Origin of the sequence: Haloferula luteola (assembly GCF_014201715.1) — a bacterium.
Lineage (GTDB): Bacteria > Verrucomicrobiota > Verrucomicrobiia > Verrucomicrobiales > Akkermansiaceae > Haloferula > Haloferula luteola.
Map to the genome: position 1 here is coordinate 15113 of NZ_JACHFD010000019.1, position 20630 is coordinate 35742.

General features: G+C 59.4%; 20 protein-coding genes. 7 read left to right on the forward strand and 13 right to left on the reverse strand.

What is annotated here, in order from left to right; all coding sequences use genetic code 11:
- The first annotated feature begins 229 nt into the window (after window positions 1-229).
- Both HNR46_RS15820 and HNR46_RS15825 read left to right on the forward strand, forming a co-directional pair.
- On the forward strand, window positions 230-895 hold the full coding sequence (locus tag HNR46_RS15820) for a MarC family protein (RefSeq protein ID WP_184020522.1): 666 nt from the start codon (window positions 230-232) through the stop codon (window positions 893-895).
- Between the two features lie 94 nt (window positions 896-989).
- A complete protein-coding gene (locus HNR46_RS15825; protein WP_184020627.1) occupies window positions 990-1481 on the forward strand; it encodes a VOC family protein in 492 nt (163 codons plus the stop codon).
- Between the two features lie 4 nt (window positions 1482-1485).
- Here the strand turns inward: HNR46_RS15825 and HNR46_RS15830 are convergent, their stop codons facing one another.
- Both HNR46_RS15830 and HNR46_RS15835 read right to left on the reverse strand, forming a co-directional pair.
- Entirely contained in the window at window positions 1486-1905 is a 420-nt protein-coding gene (locus HNR46_RS15830) for an acyl-CoA thioesterase (protein WP_184020524.1), read from the reverse strand.
- A 57-nt stretch (window positions 1906-1962) separates the two neighbouring features.
- Window positions 1963-2526, reverse strand: a complete 564-nt coding sequence (locus HNR46_RS15835) for a TetR/AcrR family transcriptional regulator (RefSeq protein ID WP_184020525.1) — start codon at window positions 2524-2526, stop codon at window positions 1963-1965.
- Window positions 2527-2681: 155 nt separating this feature from the next.
- Between HNR46_RS15835 and HNR46_RS15840 the strand changes: the two genes are divergently transcribed.
- Window positions 2682-3263 carry an FMN-dependent NADH-azoreductase gene (locus HNR46_RS15840; protein WP_184020526.1) on the forward strand — a complete coding sequence of 194 codons (582 nt, stop codon included), beginning with the start codon at window positions 2682-2684 and terminating at the stop codon, window positions 3261-3263.
- A gap of 6 nt (window positions 3264-3269) precedes the next feature.
- On the opposite strand, the gene HNR46_RS15845 is transcribed toward HNR46_RS15840, so the two are convergent.
- Together HNR46_RS15845 and HNR46_RS15850 are read right to left on the reverse strand one after the other, a co-directional pair.
- Entirely contained in the window at window positions 3270-3956 is a 687-nt protein-coding gene (locus tag HNR46_RS15845; protein WP_184020527.1) for an LrgB family protein, read from the reverse strand.
- Window positions 3937-4332, reverse strand: a complete 396-nt coding sequence (locus HNR46_RS15850) for a CidA/LrgA family protein (RefSeq protein WP_184020528.1) — start codon at window positions 4330-4332, stop codon at window positions 3937-3939. The genes HNR46_RS15845 and HNR46_RS15850 overlap by 20 nt, the downstream gene beginning before the upstream one ends.
- An 83-nt stretch (window positions 4333-4415) precedes the next feature.
- On the opposite strand from HNR46_RS15850, the gene HNR46_RS15855 reads away from it, so the two are divergent.
- Window positions 4416-5309 (forward strand): LysR family transcriptional regulator, encoded by an 894-nt coding sequence (locus HNR46_RS15855; RefSeq protein ID WP_184020529.1) that lies wholly within the window; start codon window positions 4416-4418, stop codon window positions 5307-5309.
- Here the strand turns inward: HNR46_RS15855 and HNR46_RS15860 are convergent.
- Window positions 5255-5896, reverse strand: a complete 642-nt coding sequence (locus HNR46_RS15860; RefSeq protein ID WP_184020530.1) for a hypothetical protein — start codon at window positions 5894-5896, stop codon at window positions 5255-5257. The two genes, HNR46_RS15855 and HNR46_RS15860, sit on opposite strands and share 55 nt — an antisense overlap.
- Window positions 5893-8820, reverse strand: a complete 2928-nt coding sequence (locus tag HNR46_RS15865) for an InlB B-repeat-containing protein (protein ID WP_184020532.1) — start codon at window positions 8818-8820, stop codon at window positions 5893-5895. The genes HNR46_RS15860 and HNR46_RS15865 overlap by 4 nt, the downstream gene beginning before the upstream one ends.
- Before the next feature lie 127 nt (window positions 8821-8947).
- On the opposite strand from HNR46_RS15865, the gene HNR46_RS15870 reads away from it, so the two are divergent.
- The gene (locus HNR46_RS15870; RefSeq protein ID WP_184020533.1) at window positions 8948-9484 is read left to right on the forward strand and encodes a YdeI/OmpD-associated family protein; all 537 of its coding nucleotides are present in this window, start codon (window positions 8948-8950) and stop codon (window positions 9482-9484) included.
- On the opposite strand, the gene HNR46_RS15875 is transcribed toward HNR46_RS15870, so the two are convergent.
- The 4 genes from HNR46_RS15875 to rlmN all read right to left on the reverse strand — a co-directional run bounded on the left by HNR46_RS15875 (window position 9462) and on the right by rlmN (window position 14747).
- Window positions 9462-10913: a DUF7133 domain-containing protein gene (locus tag HNR46_RS15875; RefSeq protein WP_184020534.1), complete on the reverse strand. Its 1452-nt coding sequence runs from the start codon at window positions 10911-10913 to the stop codon at window positions 9462-9464. The two genes, HNR46_RS15870 and HNR46_RS15875, sit on opposite strands and share 23 nt — an antisense overlap.
- 7 nt (window positions 10914-10920) lie before the next feature.
- Window positions 10921-12369 (reverse strand): PA14 domain-containing protein, encoded by a 1449-nt coding sequence (locus HNR46_RS15880; protein WP_184020535.1) that lies wholly within the window; start codon window positions 12367-12369, stop codon window positions 10921-10923.
- A 35-nt stretch (window positions 12370-12404) separates the two neighbouring features.
- Window positions 12405-13574 (reverse strand): helix-turn-helix transcriptional regulator, encoded by a 1170-nt coding sequence (locus HNR46_RS15885; RefSeq protein ID WP_184020536.1) that lies wholly within the window; start codon window positions 13572-13574, stop codon window positions 12405-12407.
- Window positions 13575-13664: 90 nt separating this feature from the next.
- A complete protein-coding gene (rlmN, locus tag HNR46_RS15890; protein WP_343076055.1) occupies window positions 13665-14747 on the reverse strand; it encodes a dual-specificity RNA methyltransferase RlmN in 1083 nt (360 codons plus the stop codon).
- A 102-nt stretch (window positions 14748-14849) separates the two neighbouring features.
- Here rlmN and HNR46_RS15895 point away from each other — a divergent pair, with 102 nt between their 5' ends.
- Entirely contained in the window at window positions 14850-15440 is a 591-nt protein-coding gene (locus HNR46_RS15895) for a hypothetical protein (protein WP_184020537.1), read from the forward strand.
- Window positions 15441-15558: 118 nt separating this feature from the next.
- Here HNR46_RS15895 and HNR46_RS15900 read toward each other — a convergent pair whose 3' ends face one another.
- Entirely contained in the window at window positions 15559-17805 is a 2247-nt protein-coding gene (locus HNR46_RS15900) for a GH92 family glycosyl hydrolase (RefSeq protein ID WP_184020539.1), read from the reverse strand.
- 151 nt (window positions 17806-17956) lie between these two features.
- On the opposite strand from HNR46_RS15900, the gene HNR46_RS15905 reads away from it, so the two are divergent.
- Window positions 17957-18151 carry a hypothetical protein gene (locus tag HNR46_RS15905; protein ID WP_184020541.1) on the forward strand — a complete coding sequence of 65 codons (195 nt, stop codon included), beginning with the start codon at window positions 17957-17959 and terminating at the stop codon, window positions 18149-18151.
- Window positions 18152-18353: 202 nt separating this feature from the next.
- On the opposite strand, the gene HNR46_RS15910 is transcribed toward HNR46_RS15905, so the two are convergent.
- Together HNR46_RS15910 and HNR46_RS15915 are read right to left on the reverse strand one after the other, a co-directional pair.
- A complete protein-coding gene (locus HNR46_RS15910; protein ID WP_184020543.1) occupies window positions 18354-19160 on the reverse strand; it encodes a PEP-CTERM sorting domain-containing protein in 807 nt (268 codons plus the stop codon).
- Between the two features lie 203 nt (window positions 19161-19363).
- A complete protein-coding gene (locus tag HNR46_RS15915; RefSeq protein ID WP_184020545.1) occupies window positions 19364-20587 on the reverse strand; it encodes a Wadjet anti-phage system protein JetD domain-containing protein in 1224 nt (407 codons plus the stop codon).
- Window positions 20588-20630 lie beyond the last annotated feature (43 nt).

Sequence of the window (20630 nt, forward strand, 5' to 3'; positions counted from 1 at the left end):
GAGAGACGGCTCTCCGGCGGAGCGCATTCGATCGCATCCCCCGGACCAGCCCGTCCTCAACGAGCTAACCCATTGATTTCTGAATCTTCAAAACGCCCAAAGAAAACCTCTTCCGATCGGTCCATCTCCCCATTCTGCACCTGATGCATGCAAAACGCACCCCGATCGGAAAGCGCGAGTCGCAGACTTGCCAGTCCCTCTTCAGAGGGGAAAGGTCGTCGCCTGCGCCATGGATAAAACCCCCATCCTCCACTTCGCGGCGGCACTGTTCGCCATCATGAATCCCCTCGGGAACCTGCCGGTCTACATTCAGGCCACTACTGGAGAACGACCCGCTGCCCAGCGATATGTGGCCCTTTTCCTTGCCGCCTTCATCCTCGTCATGCTCTGGGTCTTCTTCTGGTTCGGAAATAGCATCCTCGATTTCTTCGGCGTCTCCCTCTCGGCCTTTCGCATTGCTGGCGGCATCCTTCTGCTCCTCAGTGGCATCGGCATGGTCCGCGGCCAGGAAGGCAAGAAGGTCGGGCAAATGGCCGACCAAGTCGGCGAGCAATCCGAATTGGAAGAGGCCGAACACCGCTTTCGCAACCTCCTCATTCCCGTTGGAGTACCACTCTTCGTGGGTCCGGGATCGATCAGCACCGTCATCCTTTTCGCCGGTCAGGCCGGGTCCTGGGGCGAGCGCATCGCCATGTCCGCGGTCATCGCCGGCATGGCGGTCGCCGTCTGGCTGCTCCTACTGGTCAGCGAGCGCATCGGACGCCTGCTCGGCCCGATGGGCCTCGACATTGCCACCCGCCTGATGGGCCTCATCCTCGCCGCCATTGGCGTCCAGTTCATGCTTAGCGGACTGGGGGAAGTCACCTTGAACTGGATCGATCCAGCCAAACTCTAGTGATGGCTCATGGCCCTGGAGCATGCTTTTCCTGCATGCTCAGCAGCCCGCGCCGGCATTGGCCGAAATCCCCGTCATCCGGCAGGATTCGGGCATGCAGCGCTCTCCCATCGACCCCCGGGTCCAGGTTGGCCACGTCCACCTCAAGGTCAGCGACCTCGACCGTGCCATTGCCTTCTACCAAGACGTTCTTGGATTTGAGGTGACCCAGCGCTGGGGCTCGTCTGCCGCCTTCCTCTCCGCAGGAAGCTACCACCACCACATCGGCCTCAATACCTGGCAAAGCCGCGGCGGGTCTCCGCCGCCAGCAGGTCACACCGGGCTGTTCCACGCCGCCTTTCTTTACCCCGATCGGCCATCCCTGGGGAATGCCCTGAAGCGACTCACCCAAGCCGGAATCCCCCTTGAAGGCGCCTCCGACCACGGCGTCAGCGAGGCCCTCTACCTCACCGATCCCGATGGCAACGGCCTCGAGCTCTACCGCGATCGAGCACCCGAGGAATGGCCGCGCCTCGCCGATGGTCGCCTCGCCATGCACAGCCATCCCCTCGACCTCCAGGCCCTTCTCTCCGAAGCCGCGGCCTAAGCGATCACAGGGAATATTGTTCCACAATGTCCTCTGGAAGCGTCACCGGCCGCCCCGAATCCCGGGAAACCAACTGGTAATCAAAGTAGCCTTCCGCACAGAGCCGCCCATCGACTTCCCGATGTATCTCAAAGTCCACCCGAACCCCGCGACGGCCAATATTCCCAATCCGGGTTTCAACCGTCATCCACTGACCCATCGCCAAGGGACGCAGATGCTCGATGTGCGCCGTCCGCACAAACCAACTCAGTCCCCGCTCCAGAAACTGCCCCATGGACATCCCGTAGCAACGCTCCATCTGGTCGAACCGTGCCGCCAACACATAGTCGAGATACCGACTATGATGCACATGAGCATTCAGGTCGATGTCGTCCGGACGCACCTGCAGCCGTGTCGTGAAAATGCTGAATCCGTTGTCGTCCATCGCGGGCCGGCGGATCCTTGCATGACGGAACCGGAAAACCAACCGCCAGCTCGCGTCTCAATCCAAATACAGAGTCCCGGCCACCAACGGCAGCACCGATCCCGCCAACTCCTCGGCTGGAATCGACTGCTCTCGGCTCCATTCTTGAACGGTCCCGCACACCGCCCAGCTGACCGCCGTCGCACGCAACTCAGCGTCCGCACACGAGGTCGCTTTGTCCCCCTTTTTCAGCCCCTCAATCAAATACTCCCGCAGGATTCCTCGCACCGTCGCTTCCACAATCGGCGCAAAAGGGCCCCGATGTTCACGGCATCCCATCCCTCCAAAAAAGTCGCACACGGCCAAGATCAGGACCCGCACCGCCCCCAAGCAGCCTGCTCCCGCCCCCGCCATCCGAGCCTCGAAATGGGCCTGGAACTTGTCCCCGATCATCGCCTCCAAAAGCGCGAACTTGTCCTTGAAGTGCAAGTAGATCGTCCCTCGGTTCAACGTGGATCGCTCAGCCAAATCCTGCATCGAAATCGCATCGAACTCCTTCTCCGCCAATAGATCCTCCAAGGCTTGAAAAAGCATCCGACGGGTCCGTTTCACCCGGGGATCCAGCTCGTCCATCGCAACCATGCCCACGAAACTACCCCGATCTGCCACAAACACAACAAAAGTCCACAAATCAACACTTGTCGCTTTTCCACTTGCCAAACCTTTCCTGCCGCATTATTCGACATCTGTTGACTAAAGAACAAATGTCCTCATCTCAATTCCAACCTGTCTGAAACATGAAACTCCTCCATCTCGACTCGAGCATTCTGGGAACCGGTTCGGTCAGCCGCGCGCTGACGGCCGAAGTCGTCGAAGCCCAACGCAAACTTCATCCAGACCTACAAGTGACCTACCGCGACTTGGCGGCCGATCCCTTGCAACACCTGAGCGGAACCCACCTGATGGCGCCCGAATCCGAGGGCCTCGACACCGCCACCGGCGCCGCGGTCCTCGAAGAACTGTTCGCGACCGATCTCATCGTGCTGGGAGCGCCGATGTACAACTTTTCCATCCCCAGCCAGCTCAAGGCATGGATCGACCGCATCGCCGTTGCCGGCAAAACCTTCCATTATACTGAGAACGGCCCAGAAGGCCTGGTGAAAGGCAAAAAGCTTTTTCTCATCTCCTCCCGTGGCGGTGCCTACGAAGGCACACCACTGGCCGCTCTCGATCACCAAGAAGCCTACCTGAAAACCGTATTGGGATTCATCGGGATCACCGACATCGAAGTCATCCGCGCCGAGAACGTTGCCCGCAGCGAGCTCCGCGAACCTTCGATTGCGGCCGCCAAGCAGGCGATCGCCCAGTTGGCGGCCTGAGCTGTCTCACCACGCGGCATACACCGCCGCCCCCATCACGTTGAGCAAGCCCGCCAGAATCATCACGAGGCTGGCAACCACCCCCTCCTCGGCTCCCAACTCGCGAGCCTTGGCCACTCCCGCCCCGTGGGCGCCCATCCCGAACAGGGCGCCACGGGCAAACGAAGAGCGAAACGGCAATCGCACCAACAACAGCTCGCCGACCGCTGCGCCAAACAAGCCCGTCACCGCCGTGAACCCAGCCGTGAGTTCCGGTGTTCCTCCGATCCTTGAGGCGGCGGCCATCGCCAAGGGCGTTGTCACCGATCGGGGCAACAAGCTGGCACGAACGTCTGGCGAAAACCCAAACCAGCCGGCCAGCAACCACGAACTGCCAACCGCCAGGAGGCTTCCTGCCACCACTCCCATCCCCAGCACCCGCCAATGGCGGCGAACCATCTCCCGATGACGATGGATCGGCACTGCGAAAGCCACCGTCGCGGGCCCCAGCAACAGCACCAGGCCCCGCGTACCCGCCAGGTAGTCCTCATACTTTGCATGCAGCGCCAGAATGACCCCCGCGCACCCCAGCCACGTCACCAACAGTGGCGATGCCCACCAACGCGGGTAGCGCCGGTGAACCCACCTCGCGCCGCCATACAAACCCAAGGTAAGCGCGGCCCAATAGACAGCCTCAGGCACGATCGGCAGCATGGCGGTTTTCCAAACGAAAGCCCCATTCCACGACCGCGGCCGTGCCTCCCATCACCACCAGCGTGCCCAACAGCACCGCAGCCAAGAGTTTCAGGCCGAGGAGACTCAGAAACTCCGGATGATTCAGCAGCCCCAACATGGCCGGCACAAAAAACAGCAGAAGATGCTCCAGCAACCGATCGGCACCCTGCTCCACCCAACCCAACGGCACCCAGCCCCGGTCCAACATCGCCCACAAGGCGAGAACCCCCACCACGCTCGCAGGAATCGGCCAATGCCCCCAGCGGGAAAAAAGCTCGAGCACCAGCCAGAATCCGATCAGCGCTGCAGCCTGACCTCCGCCAAGCAGCACAGGACGTGAAATGGGAAACTTCATCGGGCGGACATCGTCCCACCTTCCTGCCCTATTTCAGAAATGAATAATTGGAATATTCCTTATCCATTATTGGAATACCCTTCATGGAACTGCGCCATCTCGAATGCTTGGTGGAAGTCGTCAAATGCGGAGGTTTTTCGGCCGCCGCTCGCTCACTAGGAACCACTCAGCCCACCGTCAGTAAGGCACTCCAGCAATTGGAACACGACTGCGGAGCACCTTTGCTCGATCGCCTCGGACATGGAGTGCGCCTCACCGATGCGGGGGAACTGGTGTGGCGACGTGCAACCGCCATCCTCGCCGAACGCGAAAACCTCCAAGCAGAACTGGCGGGTCTTCGCGGAATGGAGCGAGGTCGCCTGCGCCTTGGATTGCCCGTCTTGGGCAGTAGCGTGCTCTTTGCCCCGTTGGTCGCCGCCTACCGGCAGCGCTATCCCGGCATCGAAATCGAACTCCACGAACAAGGCAGCCAACGCCTGGAGGAACAACTCCGGCGGGGTGAAATCGAGATGGCGGCCACCTTGGCGCCCGTGCCGCCCGAGATGGAGTGGCGCGAACTGGTGGACGAACCCCTGCTCGCCCTTCTTCCCAAGGGCCACCCTCTCGCAGGTCGGTCCAGCGTGCGTTTTCACGAATTGACGGCCAGCCCATTCATCCTCTTTGAAAAAGGCTTCGTCCTTAATGCCGTCCTCGCCCGAGCTTGTCGGAAGCGGGGCATCGAACTCCACGAAGCTGCCCGCGGACGCCACGCCGACTTCGTCATCGCTCTCGTTTCTTCCGGTCTAGGCGTCTCGTTATTGCCCCGCCTGGAAGTCGAACCCCGCCGTCCGCTCGCCCTCGAAACCGCCCTCATTGATGAATCCGATCTGCGCTGGCGACTCGGACTCATCTGGCGAACCGGCGCCCTCCTATCCCCCGCCGCTCAGCGTTGGCTTGAACTCGTCGAAGAGCGGCTACCTCTCTCCTTCTCCAAATGATGGGACACCGCCCGCTGCCATTGAGCCGATGACGCGCCATCTTCAAGCGCATCCTCCCCTAATCCCACCTTCAGAGACATTTCACACTCATCACGAAAGGCTTCTCTCTCCATCAAAAGCGCCAAACTCGGAAGCTGAATCTCCTCCGAGCGCGTCGCCAAATCGTCGATCCACAGCGTGATCAGCGCTTCCGACTCCCACGGATATTCCAGGGCCAAAGGCAGCGCGTGGGCCCTCCATGTCGCATCGTCCGCGAGCAACAATGCATGCCGAAGCCCCTCCTCCCGAGCCTTTGAATCGGAATCCGCTTCCCCTACCATCGCCAACAATCGCACCGCCACCTGGTTCTCGGAAAGGCTGGAATCTTCCAAGACCTCCTCCACACGAATCGCCAACGATCGCTTCTCACTTGGAGTCCGCCGACGCAAAACGGCTCCCCCCTCCGACTCATCCGCAGAAGAGAATGCCTGTGGTCCCTTCAACAGGCTCACCCCCGATTCCTGAGTCGCCGGGCCCCTCAAACCCTTCCAAGTCGCCAGCCCGATGACACCGCCCGCCACGAAAACGGCCATGACCCTGCCTTTCATGGCTCCCATGAGGAAGTCGGCACGATCGACACCGCTCCACTGAATTCCTCCAAAACCGGTAACCAAGGAGCAGGCAACGAGGGGAGGATGAAATACCCCCTGGCCTCCCCATCGACAACCACTCCCCAAAAAGCCGTCCGTCGCTTCTTCACCCGCCCTCGATCATCGAGATCCTTCAAAACAAAGGAGCCCCGAAACAGGCCTGTCTTCGGATCGATTTTCACCTCCACGGCAGCCGGATTCGCGCCCGAACCTTTCGAGGCCGTGATCACCTTCCCCGACGGCGTCAACTCCGCTCCAATGCTGGGTGAGGTGAAGGAAGCTTCGACCTTGGCTCCTGAGAATCCCAACCAAACATTTCCCGGACCTGCCCATGTCCGCAGCCAATCCAAATGAGCACGCCCCGCATGCTGGGCCCCCCGGGCGAAGATCAACGTCTCGAACCCTGCCGGATACAACCCATCCTTCGGACTCGTTGCGACCCATCGCCTCCAATCCAGAGTCCCCTCCACACTTGCGTCTCCACTCAGATTCAACGGGCCCTGAATCGCATACCTTCCCTCCTTCGCCGCCCATACCGGGAACTCGCCTATCGCACTCAATGGCCCCGATCCTGAAATCAACGTTCCATCTCCCAACCGACCCGACCAACGCGAAGTTCCAAATTTCGATACCCGCGTGAGCAGATAGCCATCCCCCTGGGGAACACTCGAAATCCCCTCGTCGGTCGCCCCCAAAATCACCGGATAGATCCCAGATCCTTGCCCGATCTCCTCGCTCAAAGGAGCCCATCGAGCCTTCCATCCTGAAATCATCGTGGGGGGATAATCCATCTCGATCACTCCCGCCCTCAATGCCCCGTCCAATCGAGCTCCCAACTGGACTTCCAGGAATAGCGAATCCCGCTTTCGCCGAGCGATCTCGACGGTAAATCCAGCCTCGGCACCTTGTTGCTCCTCCAAGCGGCTGCGGAATCGCAACGTTTCTCCAGCCATCCGCAAACGACCACTTACTCGTCCCTTCCGGGAAACTTGGACCTCCAGGGTTCCTCCATAGCCTCCAGTCAACGACTCGGTCGCCTCTAGCAGCCCGAAATACGTTCCATTCACCGTCTCAGGCACCCTCGGTTCGGGATCTTCATCATCGAGATACCCATCGTTGTCGTCATCGGGATCCGCAAGATCCCCGATCCCATCTCCATCGGTATCAACGGACTCCATCGGGTCGAAGGGAAAGTCATCTTCCCCATCCAACACCCCATCATTGTCATCGTCCGGATCCAGCTCATCTGGAATCCCATCGCTATCGGCATCGGAAGGCCGACTGGTCGCGTCGAAGGGGTCCGTCCCAACCACGATCTCCACCTCGTCGGTGAAGCCATCGTTGTCGTCATCCTCGTCCAAAGAATCCGGCACCCCATCGCCATCGTGATCGCTGGGAACACTGGCGGCATCGAGAGGGTCGGTGCCCACTTCCAGCTCAAGGAGGTCCGAAACCCCATCATTGTCGTCGTCCTCATCGGCCTGATCGCCCACGCCATCCCCATCCGTATCCATCCACTCCTGAGGATCCAAGGGCAGCTGGTCGAGCCCGTCCCCAGCGCCATCCCCATCCGTATCCGCCCGCTCAGGGTCCGTATGCGAGATCGTCCATTCGTGAAATGCCGTCAGGCCGTCCTCATCCGAGTCGGAAAGGTCATGAGCAAAATGGGCAATGAATTGAAGCTCGGCCGTCGCCACCGGCTCAATTTGCGCGGCAGTCGCATCACTTCCCCCGCTCCACCCTTCGAAAATCCATCCCACTCGAGGCACGGCTTCGATCGCCACCCTCTCCCCAAGCGGGAACGTCCCACCTCCTTGAACCTCCCCACCTGCCTCGGGAGACGCCGTCACCGCAAGGGTGACCTGCGGACTGGAAATATCATAAATCCTCACCCCAGCTTCGGTCAAAGCGAACAAATAGTGGCCATCCTCCGACACTCGCAGGTGTCCTGCCGCGAAACTGCTGTTCCCCGGATTGGGAAACAAACTCTCCTGCTCGACGATGCCCTTTGCCTCCAAGGACACCGGATCGTAGGCCACGAGCCCCGGATAGCCATTGTAGTGAGAGGCGAACGAAATGAACAGATACGGATGCCTCACATCATACGCCACCCCTCTCGGCCACCAAGTGGCATAGGTGCCAAGGCTCCCCGAACGGGAGAGCCTTTCGCCGGTCCAATCATACACAAATGCCCCGGAATACGTCGGGACCACCAATTGATTCCCGTCAGGGGAAACGGCCACATCATAAGTAAACCAGCCGGTTCCCACCGACGCACGCAAACTCCCATCCGCCTCCAACAAGCCTGCGGTTCCGGAAGAAATTCCCGGCTCGGTAAAAGCGATCACCTGCCGATCAGCGTTCGCTGCGACAATTCCCACCCCGTAGTAACTCGTCGATACCGAACGCGCGTCTCCACTCTGGAGGTTCAATACCCGAGCACCCACCATCACCTCTTCGTTATTCAGGAAAGCACAGGAATTGACCGTGCCGGATCCATAGCTCGCCTCCAAAGGAAAGTGCTCCACCGTTCCTTCAGGGAGGTGCAAGATACTGATGCGACCATTGTCAGAATTACCCACTGCCAACTTGGAATGATCGGGGGATAAATCGAGCCCACGCAAGTGAGTGCCGATTTGGATCGCACCTGCTGGCTCCATACTCGGAAGCTGAAAAGTCTGCAATTTCCCCTCATCCGTCGAAACATACAGCGTCTGCGCCGTCGGATCGTAGGCCATGTCCCGAGCTCCATCGACGGCTACATCCCCCAAGGTCCGCCACGATTCCCCCTTCGCAGTGGGCATCCCTAACGCCAACAAAATTCCGGCCATGCAGCAGGCTGTCTCCATCGCACCATCGCCACCATGTCCCAACCAACTCATGCCACCAAACACTGGCATTGAGAATCACTTGCCAAGAAGATAATCGAATCCGGTTTGTGACACTGGAATTCAACGCCACTTCAAAGATGACTTGGCCCCTTCGCCATCATCCCCTGTCCTTCGACTCATGTCCGGGCTTCAATTCTCTTTCACCAGCCGGGTCGAGCCAACCGGGTTAGGCCAGAACTATCTTGGAATGGCCATCCCCGAGGGCATCGGCGAAGCGTGGAAGGCCGCCGGGGTGCGACGTTTGACGGGGACCGTGAATGGATTCCCCGTCAACCGCGGGCTCCAATGGAGCCGGGAATGTGGACCGTGCCTGGTATTCGGTCGCCAACTCCTCGCCGCCTGCGGTCTCGTCCCCGGACAAGCCGCCGAGCTCCTCCTTCAACCCGATCCGGAGCCATCACGCATCGACCTTCCCGAGGCATTTCAAATCGTCCTCGAACAGGACGAAGAAGCCCGGGCGCGATGGGACACCTTCACTCCTGGCTTCCAAAGATCCCTGGTCCATCACGTCGCCAGCGCCAAACGCGAAGACACCCAGATTCGACGCGCCGTCGAACTCGCAGAGAAAATCCGCACCCACCAACTCCATTCCGACCGGGCAAAACGAAATCTCGGCGAACTACGACCCTCCCTCAACCCTCCGGAATCTCATTGAGAGTGTACCAAGCCTCTGGGTGAACCAGCGCCTCCCCAGTGACCGACCTTACCCCATCCGCACGCAGATGGTGCACATGCCCCCGGACACGCCCATCGATCACCATCCGGACCGTCCTGCCATCCTCCATCACTTGCACCGAGCGCACCGTGGGAGCCACCGCATCCACCTCGGGTGATCCATACTCGGATTGATAGACGTAGGTCCAGGCATCCATCGCATAGCTCGCCGGATCACCTGCCGAAGTGGCGTCCACCGGCTCGGTAAAAGTCAGCTCAAAGCCCTCGGGAATGGCCGAAAGGTGATGCATCTCAAACGGCACCTCACCTCCCCAGCGCACCCTTTCAAAGGTGAAAGGCTTCGAACCCCGCGAACCCCAACCCCGGTTCGTTCCCCCGACAAACAAACTTCCATCGCCCGCCAGTCGCATCGGCACGATCCCCGCCTCGAAGCCCTCCAGAAAATGGAAAACCGCCCCCTGATACCATTCACCGACCTTCTCCAAACACACCCGCTGAACTTGAGAATGAGTCTGCTCGCCGATCAGCATTTGACCGGCAAACGGCCCAAACCGCCCTTCTGTGTCGTCAAGCACCACCGCCGTGGGAGATTGGCCGACTTTGCCGTGGGGCAAGATCACCGCCGGAGGCACCAAATCGGGAAAACGAGCTCTCTCCACCACCATCCGTGATGGATCCTTCGGCTCCGGAGGCGCCGGCCATCCCGCCAGACGGTGCCAGGAATTGCCCACCGGATTCCCCTGAAAACTGCCAGGTCGAAGCCACTTGAGCGATGACGACCCATTCCACGTCCCTTGGTTGTCGGTATAAAATGCGTCCCCCTCCCGATTGAATCCAATGCCTCCAGGTGACCTCAGCCCCGAACATGTCGGAATCATCTCCCCCTCCGGCGTCACTCGGACACACCAACCTCTCCACGGAGCATCGGAGGTGAATGAACCGGTGAGACACAGCGCAATCCATACATTGCCTTCACGATCCGGCGGGCTGCCAAAAGCATACTCATGGTAGTTTCCGGTAAGCCCCCAGTCCGCGCAGATCGTTTCGAACCGATCCGCTTCCCCATCCCCATCCGTATCGGTGATTCGAGTCAGCTCCGGCCGCTGAGTCAGCCACAACGAACCCTCCTTCCAAAACATCCCTAACGGCTCATGCAAATCCCGGGCGAAGCGATGCCAGCGCACCTGAGACAAATCCTCTCCATACGCCCCATCGCAAATCCACAAGTCCCCCCGGCGCGTTGTCACCGCTACCTGGTCCTCCGGCATCAGCGCGATGGAACTGATCTCCATCACCTCCCCGGGAGGCAATGGAATCTCCTCGCGAACATAGCCACCCAGCGATGCCGCCCAGCAGGGGATTGCTAGAATCCCAGCAGACGACCAACGAAGCATCGTAGAGACAGACATGACAAAATCAGTGAGGCAGACGATATCGGAAAGTGAGGGTCAGGCCGGGTCGCAACTCCGCCACCGAGCGGCCGGCATCGCGCGCCATCACAGCGTCCGACTCGATCGCTGCGAACTCTCCCAAGGGAACTCGCAATGAGGCCGAACCTCCGGCCAAAGACAAGCTCCGCACCAAACAGGGCACGCCGTCACGGCAGGCCCCCGGCTGCCATCCCTCCCGCAAAGTTTGATTCCCCCACGTCGCCACAAACGTCGGGTTTCCCTCCGCATCCAGCTGGTAACCACGAAACTTCGCCTCCTCCGGCAGGAAACGCTCCGCCGACAGCTTGACCACATTTTCCCCAGCAGGCGGCGAAGGGCGCGTCCCGCGGTCCACCCACTTCGCAGCGCCATCGATGAAGGCCCCCGTCCAGATCAGTTCGGGTGCCAAATGATCCGCCGACCAAGCCAAATTCATTCCTCCCGGGAAACCGACGCCGATCGCACGCGGCGTCGTACCATCGATGAAATTCCGATAGATCACCGCCCGCCCGTCTTCCGGTCCCACCACGATCGGCAAACGATCCTCCCGGATCGAAGCCTGCACCGGCGTTAGCCACCGGTATCCCCCACCTTCGCCCACCTTCCAGCCGAGGGCGATTCCCTGCTGCCCCTCCGCCTCCACATAGCCCACCCAAAACGCATGCGATCCCGCATCCAGATGGACCTTTCCTGTCTGCGATCGCGACCCATCCATCGGTCCCAATCCCGTCACCGCCACTACAGACTCTCCATCCAACCGCAACTCCGCCGCATCATCGGCATCCAACAAAAACTCATACTCGCCCGTCTCCGGCGCTTCAAATCGCCCCTCCCACTCCATCGCGAAATGATCCTCGAACGGCGCACTCTCCACCTTCAGCCATCCATCGTGCTCTTCTTCCACATTGGCTGCTGTCAATTTCGCAAAATCCGGCAACTCACTCCAATCCCCCTCATAGCTCCGCGATAACAAATCACGCAGGACCGATGCTTCCAGAGGCAATGGATATCGGCTCAGGATCTCCTCTGCGGTCCATGGGCCGGCACGATCGAGCCCCGCTGCCCGCTGCGCGGCCACGGCCTCCGGAGTGACCGCACTCCCAGCATTTCCCCACGATGAGCGGACATAACTCAAAATGGCTGCCAACGGCTCGTCGGCGAGCATCGCTCCCTGCGGCGGCATCTCCAATTCATAGTGCCGGCCCGCCACCTCAATCGGCCCGTGGATCCCGTGCAGCACAATCTGAATGGCCCTCTCCGGCTCGCCCGACACCCAGCGGCTTCCCGCTAACGGCGGAAACGCCCCCTCATTCGCTCCTTTCCCGTCCGCTCCGTGACAGGCACTGCAATAAAGAGTGAAAAGCTGTTCACCATCCTGGGCTCCCGCCGCAGCGAGGAACCACCAACCGAACCAGCATGGGAGCCATCGCCGCATGATGCCCAAAGAAACGTTTCACTTTGCCAATCCTGTCAAAAACCTTCCTCCAGCTCCGCCGTCGGTAAACTCGCATCCGTGACCGCCAGATGCCGAGAAAGCTCCCCCCGGTGCCGAACTCCCAACTTGGCAAAAATCTCCCGGAGATGCGACCGGATCGTGTGAACGCTCACCGAAAGCTCCCGAGCGACTTCTTCGTTGCGCAAACCCCCGGCCACCAAAAGCGCCACCCGATGCTCGGAACTGGTCAGCCGAAACACCGGCATGTGTTGGGCGGCTCCCACCCGACGGCTGAAGGTCACCATCACATAGGGCCAGTTCGCCTGGCGCGCGGGCTCCACCACCCGCAGCCGCGCCGAAAGTCCCGGCAAACTCGGATGATCCAACTCCACTTCCACGGCCCCCGGTCGCGGATGATCCCGCATGGCTTCCAGAAATCCCGATACAATCTCCGCCGCCGCTGCCGAAATCTCGGGTGGCAGATGCACCGCTCCCCGCGAATCGCTAGGATGATCATTCCAGCGATCGCACGCCGCTCGTGCCGCCCGGTTGTGATGCATCTGGCGCCCCTGCAGGTCCAACAGTACCACTCCTTCCAAGGGATGCTCCATGCACTCGGCCAGCATCTGCCTTACGCGTCGCTCCCGAGACCACGCAGCCACGCGATTCATCGCCACCTCAAAGTGAGGCTGCAACTCCACCAACAGAGCCTTTTCTTCCACGGTGAACCTTCCTTGCGCGGCTTCCCGGTTCAGCCCGACGTGACCCACCAAACGCGGCCCGTCCCAAGCCAACAAAGCCACTGAATGACGCCAGCCATCGGGCTCCATGATCTCTTTCCAAAACCGCGTCGCCTTCAGCTCCTCATCCGAGAATTGCTCGTCGATATCCGCCAACCGCAATCCCGGATGCTGCGCCACCATTGCCCCTAGCGGAGGCTCCGCACGATTGATGCGCCCCCAATACTCGTCCGGGTCCCCAGGAATCGTCGAACGAATGATCATCGGTTGAATCCCCTCACACGGCAGCGCAGCAATCACATCGCGGCATGGCACGCAGAGATCGATCAAGCGAAGCATCGCTGACCACAAAGGGTCGAGCTCCATCGCTGCATGAAGCTTCAGCAATTCCGGGCCGAGGACGGGATCGTGAACCGATGCGGGAAACACCGGTTGGGAACGGGGAAGGGTGCGAGTACGGGGCATGAGGGCAGCCTCGTTCTAGCGAAATCCGAGCCGGATTTCCAAGCTCCTTGGCTGCGCACGAATTGCTTTACCGACCCGGCAAGCACTCCCTTACCGCTTCACCGGTGCCTCGATGATGCCCTCTTCCGTCTCCTGCTTCAGACGGAGCTGGCCGCAGGCGGCATCGATGTCGTGCCCCTTCTCCAAACGGAGGGTGGCGCTCACTCCGGCTTGCTTCAAAATATCGCGGAACGCGCGGCAGCGGTCCTCTGGCGGCCTCACCCAATCGAGTCCCTCCACCGTGTTGTACGGAATCAAATTCACCTTCGCCTTCAATCGTCGCGCATGTGTCGCCAAAATGCGTGCCTGTTCGAGGTCATCGTTGACGTCACGGATCAGGATATACTCCAGCGTGAGGTGTTGCTTCTTCCGAGAGTTCCAGTAGTCGAGCGCCTCGAACAATTCCGCCGTCTTCCACTTCTTGTTCACCGGCATGATAAGGTCGCGCACCTCATCGGTGGCTCCGTGCAGAGAAATCGCCAAGCGGATTTGCTGGGGATGATCGGCAAGTGCCTTGATTTTCGGGACCAACCCGGATGTCGAAATGGTCAGGTGCCGAGCTCCTAGATGCAGGCCCCATTCGGCAGTGATGATTTCAATGGCCGCCATCAAACCTTCAAAGTTGGCGAACGGCTCGCCCATGCCCATGAAGACCAGATTGTCCACCCGCTCACCCGACAAGCGCTCGGCAGCCAACACCTGCCCGGCAATCTCATCAGGTCCGAGATTGCGGGAAAAACCGGCAAGCCCGGAGGCACAAAACTTGCATCCAAAGGCGCAGCCCACCTGCGAAGAAACACAGAGCGTCCGCCGATCCGAACGCTCGCCATACAGGGCAGGATTGGCAGGAATCAGCACACTCTCGACGTAACGGCCATCGTGGAGTTTGAACAAAAACTTTCGCGTCGTATCCGCGCTGCCCTGTGTCCGCGCCGCCTCCAAGGCATGCAGCCGATGCGTCGCCACCAGCTTCTCCCGCAAGGCCGCAGGCAAATTCGTCATCTCGTCGATCGAATCCACCTTCTTCTTCCACACCCAATCAAGGATCTGCCCAGCACGAAAAGCAGGTTGCCCCCACTCCTTCATCAGGGCGGTGAGCTCGTCTCTCGAAAGTCCGGTCAGGGCAGGCGACACGTCCGCAAGGTGCCGCAGAGACCTCCCACGGTGCAATCCTGAAGGTCATCCGCCAATCCCCAAAGTTGCCGAGGCCCAAGGAATCCGCTAGTTCCCACGCCGATGACTTCGGATCCAGCTCCTCCCACCCCTTTCAATCCCTACCAAGCTCCAGCCGCCGCCCACGTTCCCGGCATGAGCGATGGGCTCCTCCACCATGCCAGCAATGGCGCCTTCCTCTACGTCCGCAATGGAGCGGTACTGCCGGAGATTTGTCCGGTCTCCGGTCAACCAGTGGATTCTCAGGGATATCGAAAGACTCGAACCCTATCGTGGACTCCTCCATGGATCTTCATCCTGTTTCTGGTCAATCTCCTCGTCATGCTGATCGTCGCCCTGATCGTCCAAAAGAAGGCCAAGGTGCTCCTCAGCCTGAGCCCTGAGGTCCGCAAAAACACCGCGAAAAAGCGGTGGATCGGCACTGGCCTCGCCATCAGTGGAATCACCTGCATCGCCATGGCGATATCATCGCAGGATGACGCCTTGATCGGTGCGTGGGGACTCGGTTCGATCCTGCTGATTCTCTTCAGCCTGCTCGCCTTCATCGCCTCGAATCCACTCAAGGTAGTAAAGCACCGCGATGGCTGGCTCAAAATCAAGGGCTGCTCGCCCGGGTTTCTTGCCCAGTTGCCATCCCATCCTGCCCCCTTCTAACGCCTTAGGGAACCACCGGATCACCATTCCAAAAGCAAAAATCCGGAGGCTCGCATGACGAACCTCCGGAATTGCATCGGACCGCATCCCTACCGGATTCCCGGTGGCGCAAACCCAATCAGTAGCCAGACACCGGCGGCAATTCCTTCACCGCCCATGCCTTGTTCGGCTCCGAGCCCATCCGAAATGCGAGGGTTCCTCCTGCCATCAATTCACGATGCGTGATCCATGCCCGATCCAGCGGCTTCCCATTCAGCAGCGCCTCCTGAATGTAGGGGCTGTCCGGACCATTATCCTTGGCAATCACCTCAAAGGTCTTCCCTCCCTTCAGTTCCACCTGCGCACGGCGGAAAAGGGGGCTTCCGATCATGTAAACCCCACTGGCCGGATTGACCGGATAGATCCCCAGTGAGCTGAAGACATACCATGCCGACATCTGGCCACAGTCTTCATTGCCGCACACCCCATCCGGCTTGTCCGTGTAGAACTGAGTAGAAATGTCGCGGATCCACTTCTGGGTTTTCCACGGCTGACCCGCGAAATCGTAAAGATAGGCCGCATGGTGACTCGGCTCATTGCCATGCGCATACTGGCCAATCAGGCCGGTCACATCCGGTGCATGAGACTCCACCCCCTCGATCGTCCACATCTCATCCAACTTGGCGACGAACTTCTCCGGGCCACCCATCAGCTCGATCAAGCCCGGAACATCATGCATCACCGACCAAGTGTACTGCCACGCATTGGCTTCCGTGAACGACGTGAAATCCACCACGGTCGGCTTGAAAGGCTCCAGCCACTTGCCATTGCGATCCTTGCCGCGCATCAGGCTGGATTCCGTATCGAACACGTTGCGGTAGTTCTGCGCCCGCTTGTCATACTCCCGCGTGACCTTCTTGTCCCCGATGGCTTCAGCAAAACGTGCAATGCACCAATCATCGAACGCATATTCGAGCGTCCGCGAAGTGCCCTGTGCCCCGTCATCACCAGATGGTGCCCAGCCATTCTCCCGATACTCGCGATTCCACTCTCGACGGTTGGAACTGTCGACCATCGCCGCCAGCATGTCCCGCTCATTGAAATCCGTCAGCCCCTTGAAATAGGCGTCCACGATCACCGGAATCGAGTGGTAACCAATCATGCACCAAGTGTCGTTCCCACACAACGTCCACACCGGCAATTGTTTCCAGGGACTATGCTTGTAATGAGCTAACATTCCGCTGGTGAAATCATCCACCCGATCGGGAACGATCAGAGTGTAGAGCGGATTGGCCGCCCGGAAAGTATCCCACAGAGAAAACGTCGAGTAGTGATCGAAGCCGGACTTCGACTGCACCTCACGATCCGGTCCGATCCAATGACCATCGGCATCATTGTAGAGATTCGGCGCCACCATCGTGCGGTAGAGCGCGGTGTAAAAGGTGCTCAGCCAGGCGGGATCCGAAGAGTCGACCTTGATCTTGCCCAACAACGCATTCCACTTCTCGACGGTGCCCTTTCGCACCGCTTCGAAATCCGCATCGCCAACCTCCTTGGCCAAATTCTTCTTCGCCCCGGAAATATCGATCGGAGAAACACCCACCTTCACCACCAGCGGTTTGGAAGGGTCCACATCGAAATGAAAGGCCCCTTTGATCGCTTTCCCCTTCAGCGACTTGCCTGACTTCTCATTCCCTCCTTCACGCAGTTCCTGGGAAACAATCGGCTGCGAAAACTCTGCCACGAACGAATAAGTCTTTGGATTCGACCAACCGTCGGTCTTTTGCCAGCCCACCACGGTGTGATCATCGATCACCTTGAGCTCCGCTTCGAAGGCAGGCTCACCCGGAGGCGAAATCTTGTGATTCAAGTCGATCAACACGCTCGCGTCACCCTTCTCCGGAAAGGTGTAGCGGTGGACCGCACAACGCTCCGTCGCGGTCAGCTCGACTTGAATCTTAGGGTCATCGAAAGTCACTCGATAATAGCCCACTTCCGACTCCTCCTGATCGTGGCTGAAACGAACTCGTGCACCCGTGTCCGGCCGCAAGCCTCCTCCGACACCGGTAGGAGTTGGATCCCATCGAACCTCTCCCTGCATCGGCATGAACAAAAGGTTACCAAGGTCACCGCAACCGGTGCCACTGAGGTGCGTATGGCTGAAGCCAAGGATTCCCGGGTCATCGTAATGATACCCCGAACAACGGTCCCAACCATGCACACCCGTATCGGGGCTGGCTTGAACCATACCGAAGGGCGCCGTGGCTCCGGGAAACACGTGACCATGACCCGCCGTGCCGATCATCGGATCCACGTAGCGGGCAGGTAAAGGCAGCTCAGCTGCCTGCAGGACAATAGGAGTGAGGACGAAAAACAGTGGTCTCATGAATGCATCTTGGGATCCTCTTCATACGAACCGAGGTCGCACCATTTCGGGAGAAAATTTTGGGAATAAGGAAAAACCCCCAATTTCTGAGCCTCTGGCACCCTCTCCTGCCGATTTGAAGCTTGGATCTTCGCTCCCAACGACCTTCATCATGCCGCCCATGATTCGTTACCTCGCACTCCTGTGCTTTGCTCTCATGACCTCCGCATGTTTGGTCGAACGGACTGTCACCGATGAATCCGGGGAAATCCTCTATCAGGAGCCCGAGGTCCACGCCCCGTTCGAATCCGACGCGACCAAGATCCGCCAAGTCGAAGCCCGCGAGGAACAACTCGGCGAAGAATAAGCCACCATCCCTGCCGAGGCCCTCGACCTTCGACCCGTGGAAGCGTGTCCCAAAAATTGGTGACATGACACATCCGCGAAATTCCGGCAACTTGCCCGCATCCGAAGGGGCAACCCCGGAAAGTTTTCCAGTTTCATGACACATTTGGGGCCGCGCGAGTGCGCGGCCCCGTTTTTTTCCCTGGAACCGGAAAACCCAGAAATCAGGCACGTCGGCGACGCAACAACAGCCCGAGCCCTGCCAAGGAAAGCACCAGCCCTCCCGGCTCAGGAACCGCCGTCATTTGCAGCGCGCCAATATAGGCAAAGGCACTCGCCGACTGATCCATCACCAATGTGATCTCACCTCCCGCCGTGGGCACCATTCCACTAAAGGTCGCGAAGGTGTCGTTGTTTCCATTGTAACCACCATCTCCGATCCCCGTTCCTGAAGTCTGGAGATCATAAGTATGGGTCCCATTGATATCCGTGATCGTATACAAACTACTTCGCACCTCCGTCGTTGCGCGCGTCGCGAAAATCGTGAAATCGTAGGTTAGGGACGGATCGAGACCGGTGAACGTCATCGAACAGGTCGGAGGAGTTCCCGCAGAAGTGTCGAAGAAGAAATAATCTCCAGTCACGTTCCCGAAGGCAAAGTCGCCCAGAAGCGCCGCACTCGGGCTGGTCAGACCACCGTTGAGAAATCCATTCGCCTGCCAACCCGTCGAGAAATTGAGGCCAATCCCCGTCGCTGCATGGGCTTCGTCGAACATGTCCACCAAAGAAGTCACCAGGGGATTGCTTCCAGATCCCGCTCCCCCCACAGCATTAATGGGATAGATCGCATTGTTCCAGTAGTTGCCATTGCCATCTGGAGAGGCCATCGCATTGCCATTGGTGCCGTCGTCTTTTCCAAAGTCAACGAACAGCCGGTTACCCACGACCAAGGCCGCGGGTGCTGAACTGGCAAAAAAGGCTGCGCTCAAAAGCGCGCCAACGGGGGAACAAACAAGGCGGAGGAGTTGCATCTTGGGTTGAGGCTTGGGTTTGCTACAGCGATTTCCCCCTGGGGAAACCACCGATTCCCTCCTGACTATCAGAGCCCCAATTCAGCGCAAGTTTTTTGTATACAATCAAGGGAGGCAACTGGTGGCTGATCCGTGTCCCGAGCCGATTCCCAGCCGCCTGCAGTGAGACCACTCCCCCGCCGTCATCAGCAGCACAGTCTCCCTCAGCCCTCCAACTCCTCTCGGTGCAACTTGCTGAGTTCCTCCAACACCCCATCTAGGGGCAGCCCCTCCTGCTCGAAAGCGCCATGCGATCCACGCTCTCTCATCTCCACCAACCACGGATGAACATCCGCCAGCATCTCGTCGTGAACCAGACGCTTCAAGGTTCGCCCTTCCGTCGCAGAGAACGCGACAAGACCCGGCCTTGGCTCCATCAAGAACGGCAAGAATCTTCGCCCAGTTCTCACCCTCAAATCCCTCAGAATATCGAAACCTGCCGGATCCGTATCGCCAAAATGAAAACACCGCATGCTCCTCGGAAGGCAGCCTAACAGCTGACAAGTGGCGGCACCGGGGAAGCTCGTAAGCACCAAAAGAACTCCCGGGTTTCTCCTTACCAGCTCCAGAAACACGCTTTCGTTCTCTACCGTCAGTAAAGTTCCCGAACCCAATTCCAAGATCGCATCTTGAAGATCGACCGCCGAAAGCGTCACGGGACCCTCACAGACCGAAACATCCACAACCCCGCCAGCGAGATGCCATTTGATCGGCCCATGCATCGTGACTGTCCGAGGGACACTCGCGATGCCAAAACTCTCCAAGCTCATCTCCAACTCCCCTGTCATCTCGCGCAACGCCGATTCCAATCGCGGCCTCATTGCCTCGAGCGCCTTCGAATTCCCAGCGATCTGCACACTGGCGTAGCGAATCAGACTCTCATGGGGCCATTCCACCACCCCGTGAAGTGCTTCCAGGAGCCGACGATTCGCCTCTCCGTCCGTCCTCTCAAACGGCTGCACCGATCTCCCCGCGAACGCAGACTCCGCCAGACCTTCAAACCACCTCAGCCACTGCGACCGAATCTTCACCGGAACGGGGCGTTGTGCCGCTTCACGGAAAAATTGCGCCAATTCCTCACGAACTGCCTCGGGGCGCTGCTGACCAAGCGCCGTGAACAACCATCTCTCTCCTTTCGAACCTTCGAGACGCACTTTCAGCGGCAAGCCCGATCGACCGTGCCGATCAATCCTTAGCACGCCATTCGAGCTCTGCTCCGCCACCACCAGATCCTGCTCGGCGAGTTCTCGAGCATCTCCATCGTCCAATCCAGCCCGCCGCAACAGCTGCTCATAATCGATCTGAAAATCTCGACCTCCTCCCCCTCGCCCCACAGCCGAGGCCCGGTAAATATCGGCGAGTGCTAGCAGGATCGGAGACAACGACACTCCATCAGGCTGGATTCAAATTCCCCGCTTGGAAACAGCTGAC

Bases quoted from the DNA above. Each gene is read 5' to 3' on its own strand.
- HNR46_RS15820 (WP_184020522.1), top strand. From the start codon at position 230: ATGGATAAAACCCCCATCCTCCACTTCGCGGCGGCACTGTTCGCCATC.
- HNR46_RS15825 (WP_184020627.1), top strand. From the start codon at position 990: ATGCAGCGCTCTCCCATCGACCCCCGGGTCCAGGTTGGCCACGTCCAC.
- HNR46_RS15830 (WP_184020524.1), bottom strand. From the start codon at position 1,905: ATGGACGACAACGGATTCAGCATTTTCACGACACGGCTGCAGGTGCGT.
- HNR46_RS15835 (WP_184020525.1), bottom strand. From the start codon at position 2,526: ATGGTTGCGATGGACGAGCTGGATCCCCGGGTGAAACGGACCCGTCGG.
- HNR46_RS15840 (WP_184020526.1), top strand. From the start codon at position 2,682: ATGAAACTCCTCCATCTCGACTCGAGCATTCTGGGAACCGGTTCGGTC.
- HNR46_RS15845 (WP_184020527.1), bottom strand. From the start codon at position 3,956: ATGCTGCCGATCGTGCCTGAGGCTGTCTATTGGGCCGCGCTTACCTTG.
- HNR46_RS15850 (WP_184020528.1), bottom strand. From the start codon at position 4,332: ATGAAGTTTCCCATTTCACGTCCTGTGCTGCTTGGCGGAGGTCAGGCT.
- HNR46_RS15855 (WP_184020529.1), top strand. From the start codon at position 4,416: ATGGAACTGCGCCATCTCGAATGCTTGGTGGAAGTCGTCAAATGCGGA.
- HNR46_RS15860 (WP_184020530.1), bottom strand. From the start codon at position 5,896: ATGAAAGGCAGGGTCATGGCCGTTTTCGTGGCGGGCGGTGTCATCGGG.
- HNR46_RS15865 (WP_184020532.1), bottom strand. From the start codon at position 8,820: ATGAGTTGGTTGGGACATGGTGGCGATGGTGCGATGGAGACAGCCTGC.
- HNR46_RS15870 (WP_184020533.1), top strand. From the start codon at position 8,948: ATGTCCGGGCTTCAATTCTCTTTCACCAGCCGGGTCGAGCCAACCGGG.
- HNR46_RS15875 (WP_184020534.1), bottom strand. From the start codon at position 10,913: ATGTCTGTCTCTACGATGCTTCGTTGGTCGTCTGCTGGGATTCTAGCA.
- HNR46_RS15880 (WP_184020535.1), bottom strand. From the start codon at position 12,369: ATGCGGCGATGGCTCCCATGCTGGTTCGGTTGGTGGTTCCTCGCTGCG.
- HNR46_RS15885 (WP_184020536.1), bottom strand. From the start codon at position 13,574: ATGCCCCGTACTCGCACCCTTCCCCGTTCCCAACCGGTGTTTCCCGCA.
- HNR46_RS15895 (WP_184020537.1), top strand. From the start codon at position 14,850: ATGACTTCGGATCCAGCTCCTCCCACCCCTTTCAATCCCTACCAAGCT.
- HNR46_RS15900 (WP_184020539.1), bottom strand. From the start codon at position 17,805: ATGAGACCACTGTTTTTCGTCCTCACTCCTATTGTCCTGCAGGCAGCT.
- HNR46_RS15905 (WP_184020541.1), top strand. From the start codon at position 17,957: ATGCCGCCCATGATTCGTTACCTCGCACTCCTGTGCTTTGCTCTCATG.
- HNR46_RS15910 (WP_184020543.1), bottom strand. From the start codon at position 19,160: ATGCAACTCCTCCGCCTTGTTTGTTCCCCCGTTGGCGCGCTTTTGAGC.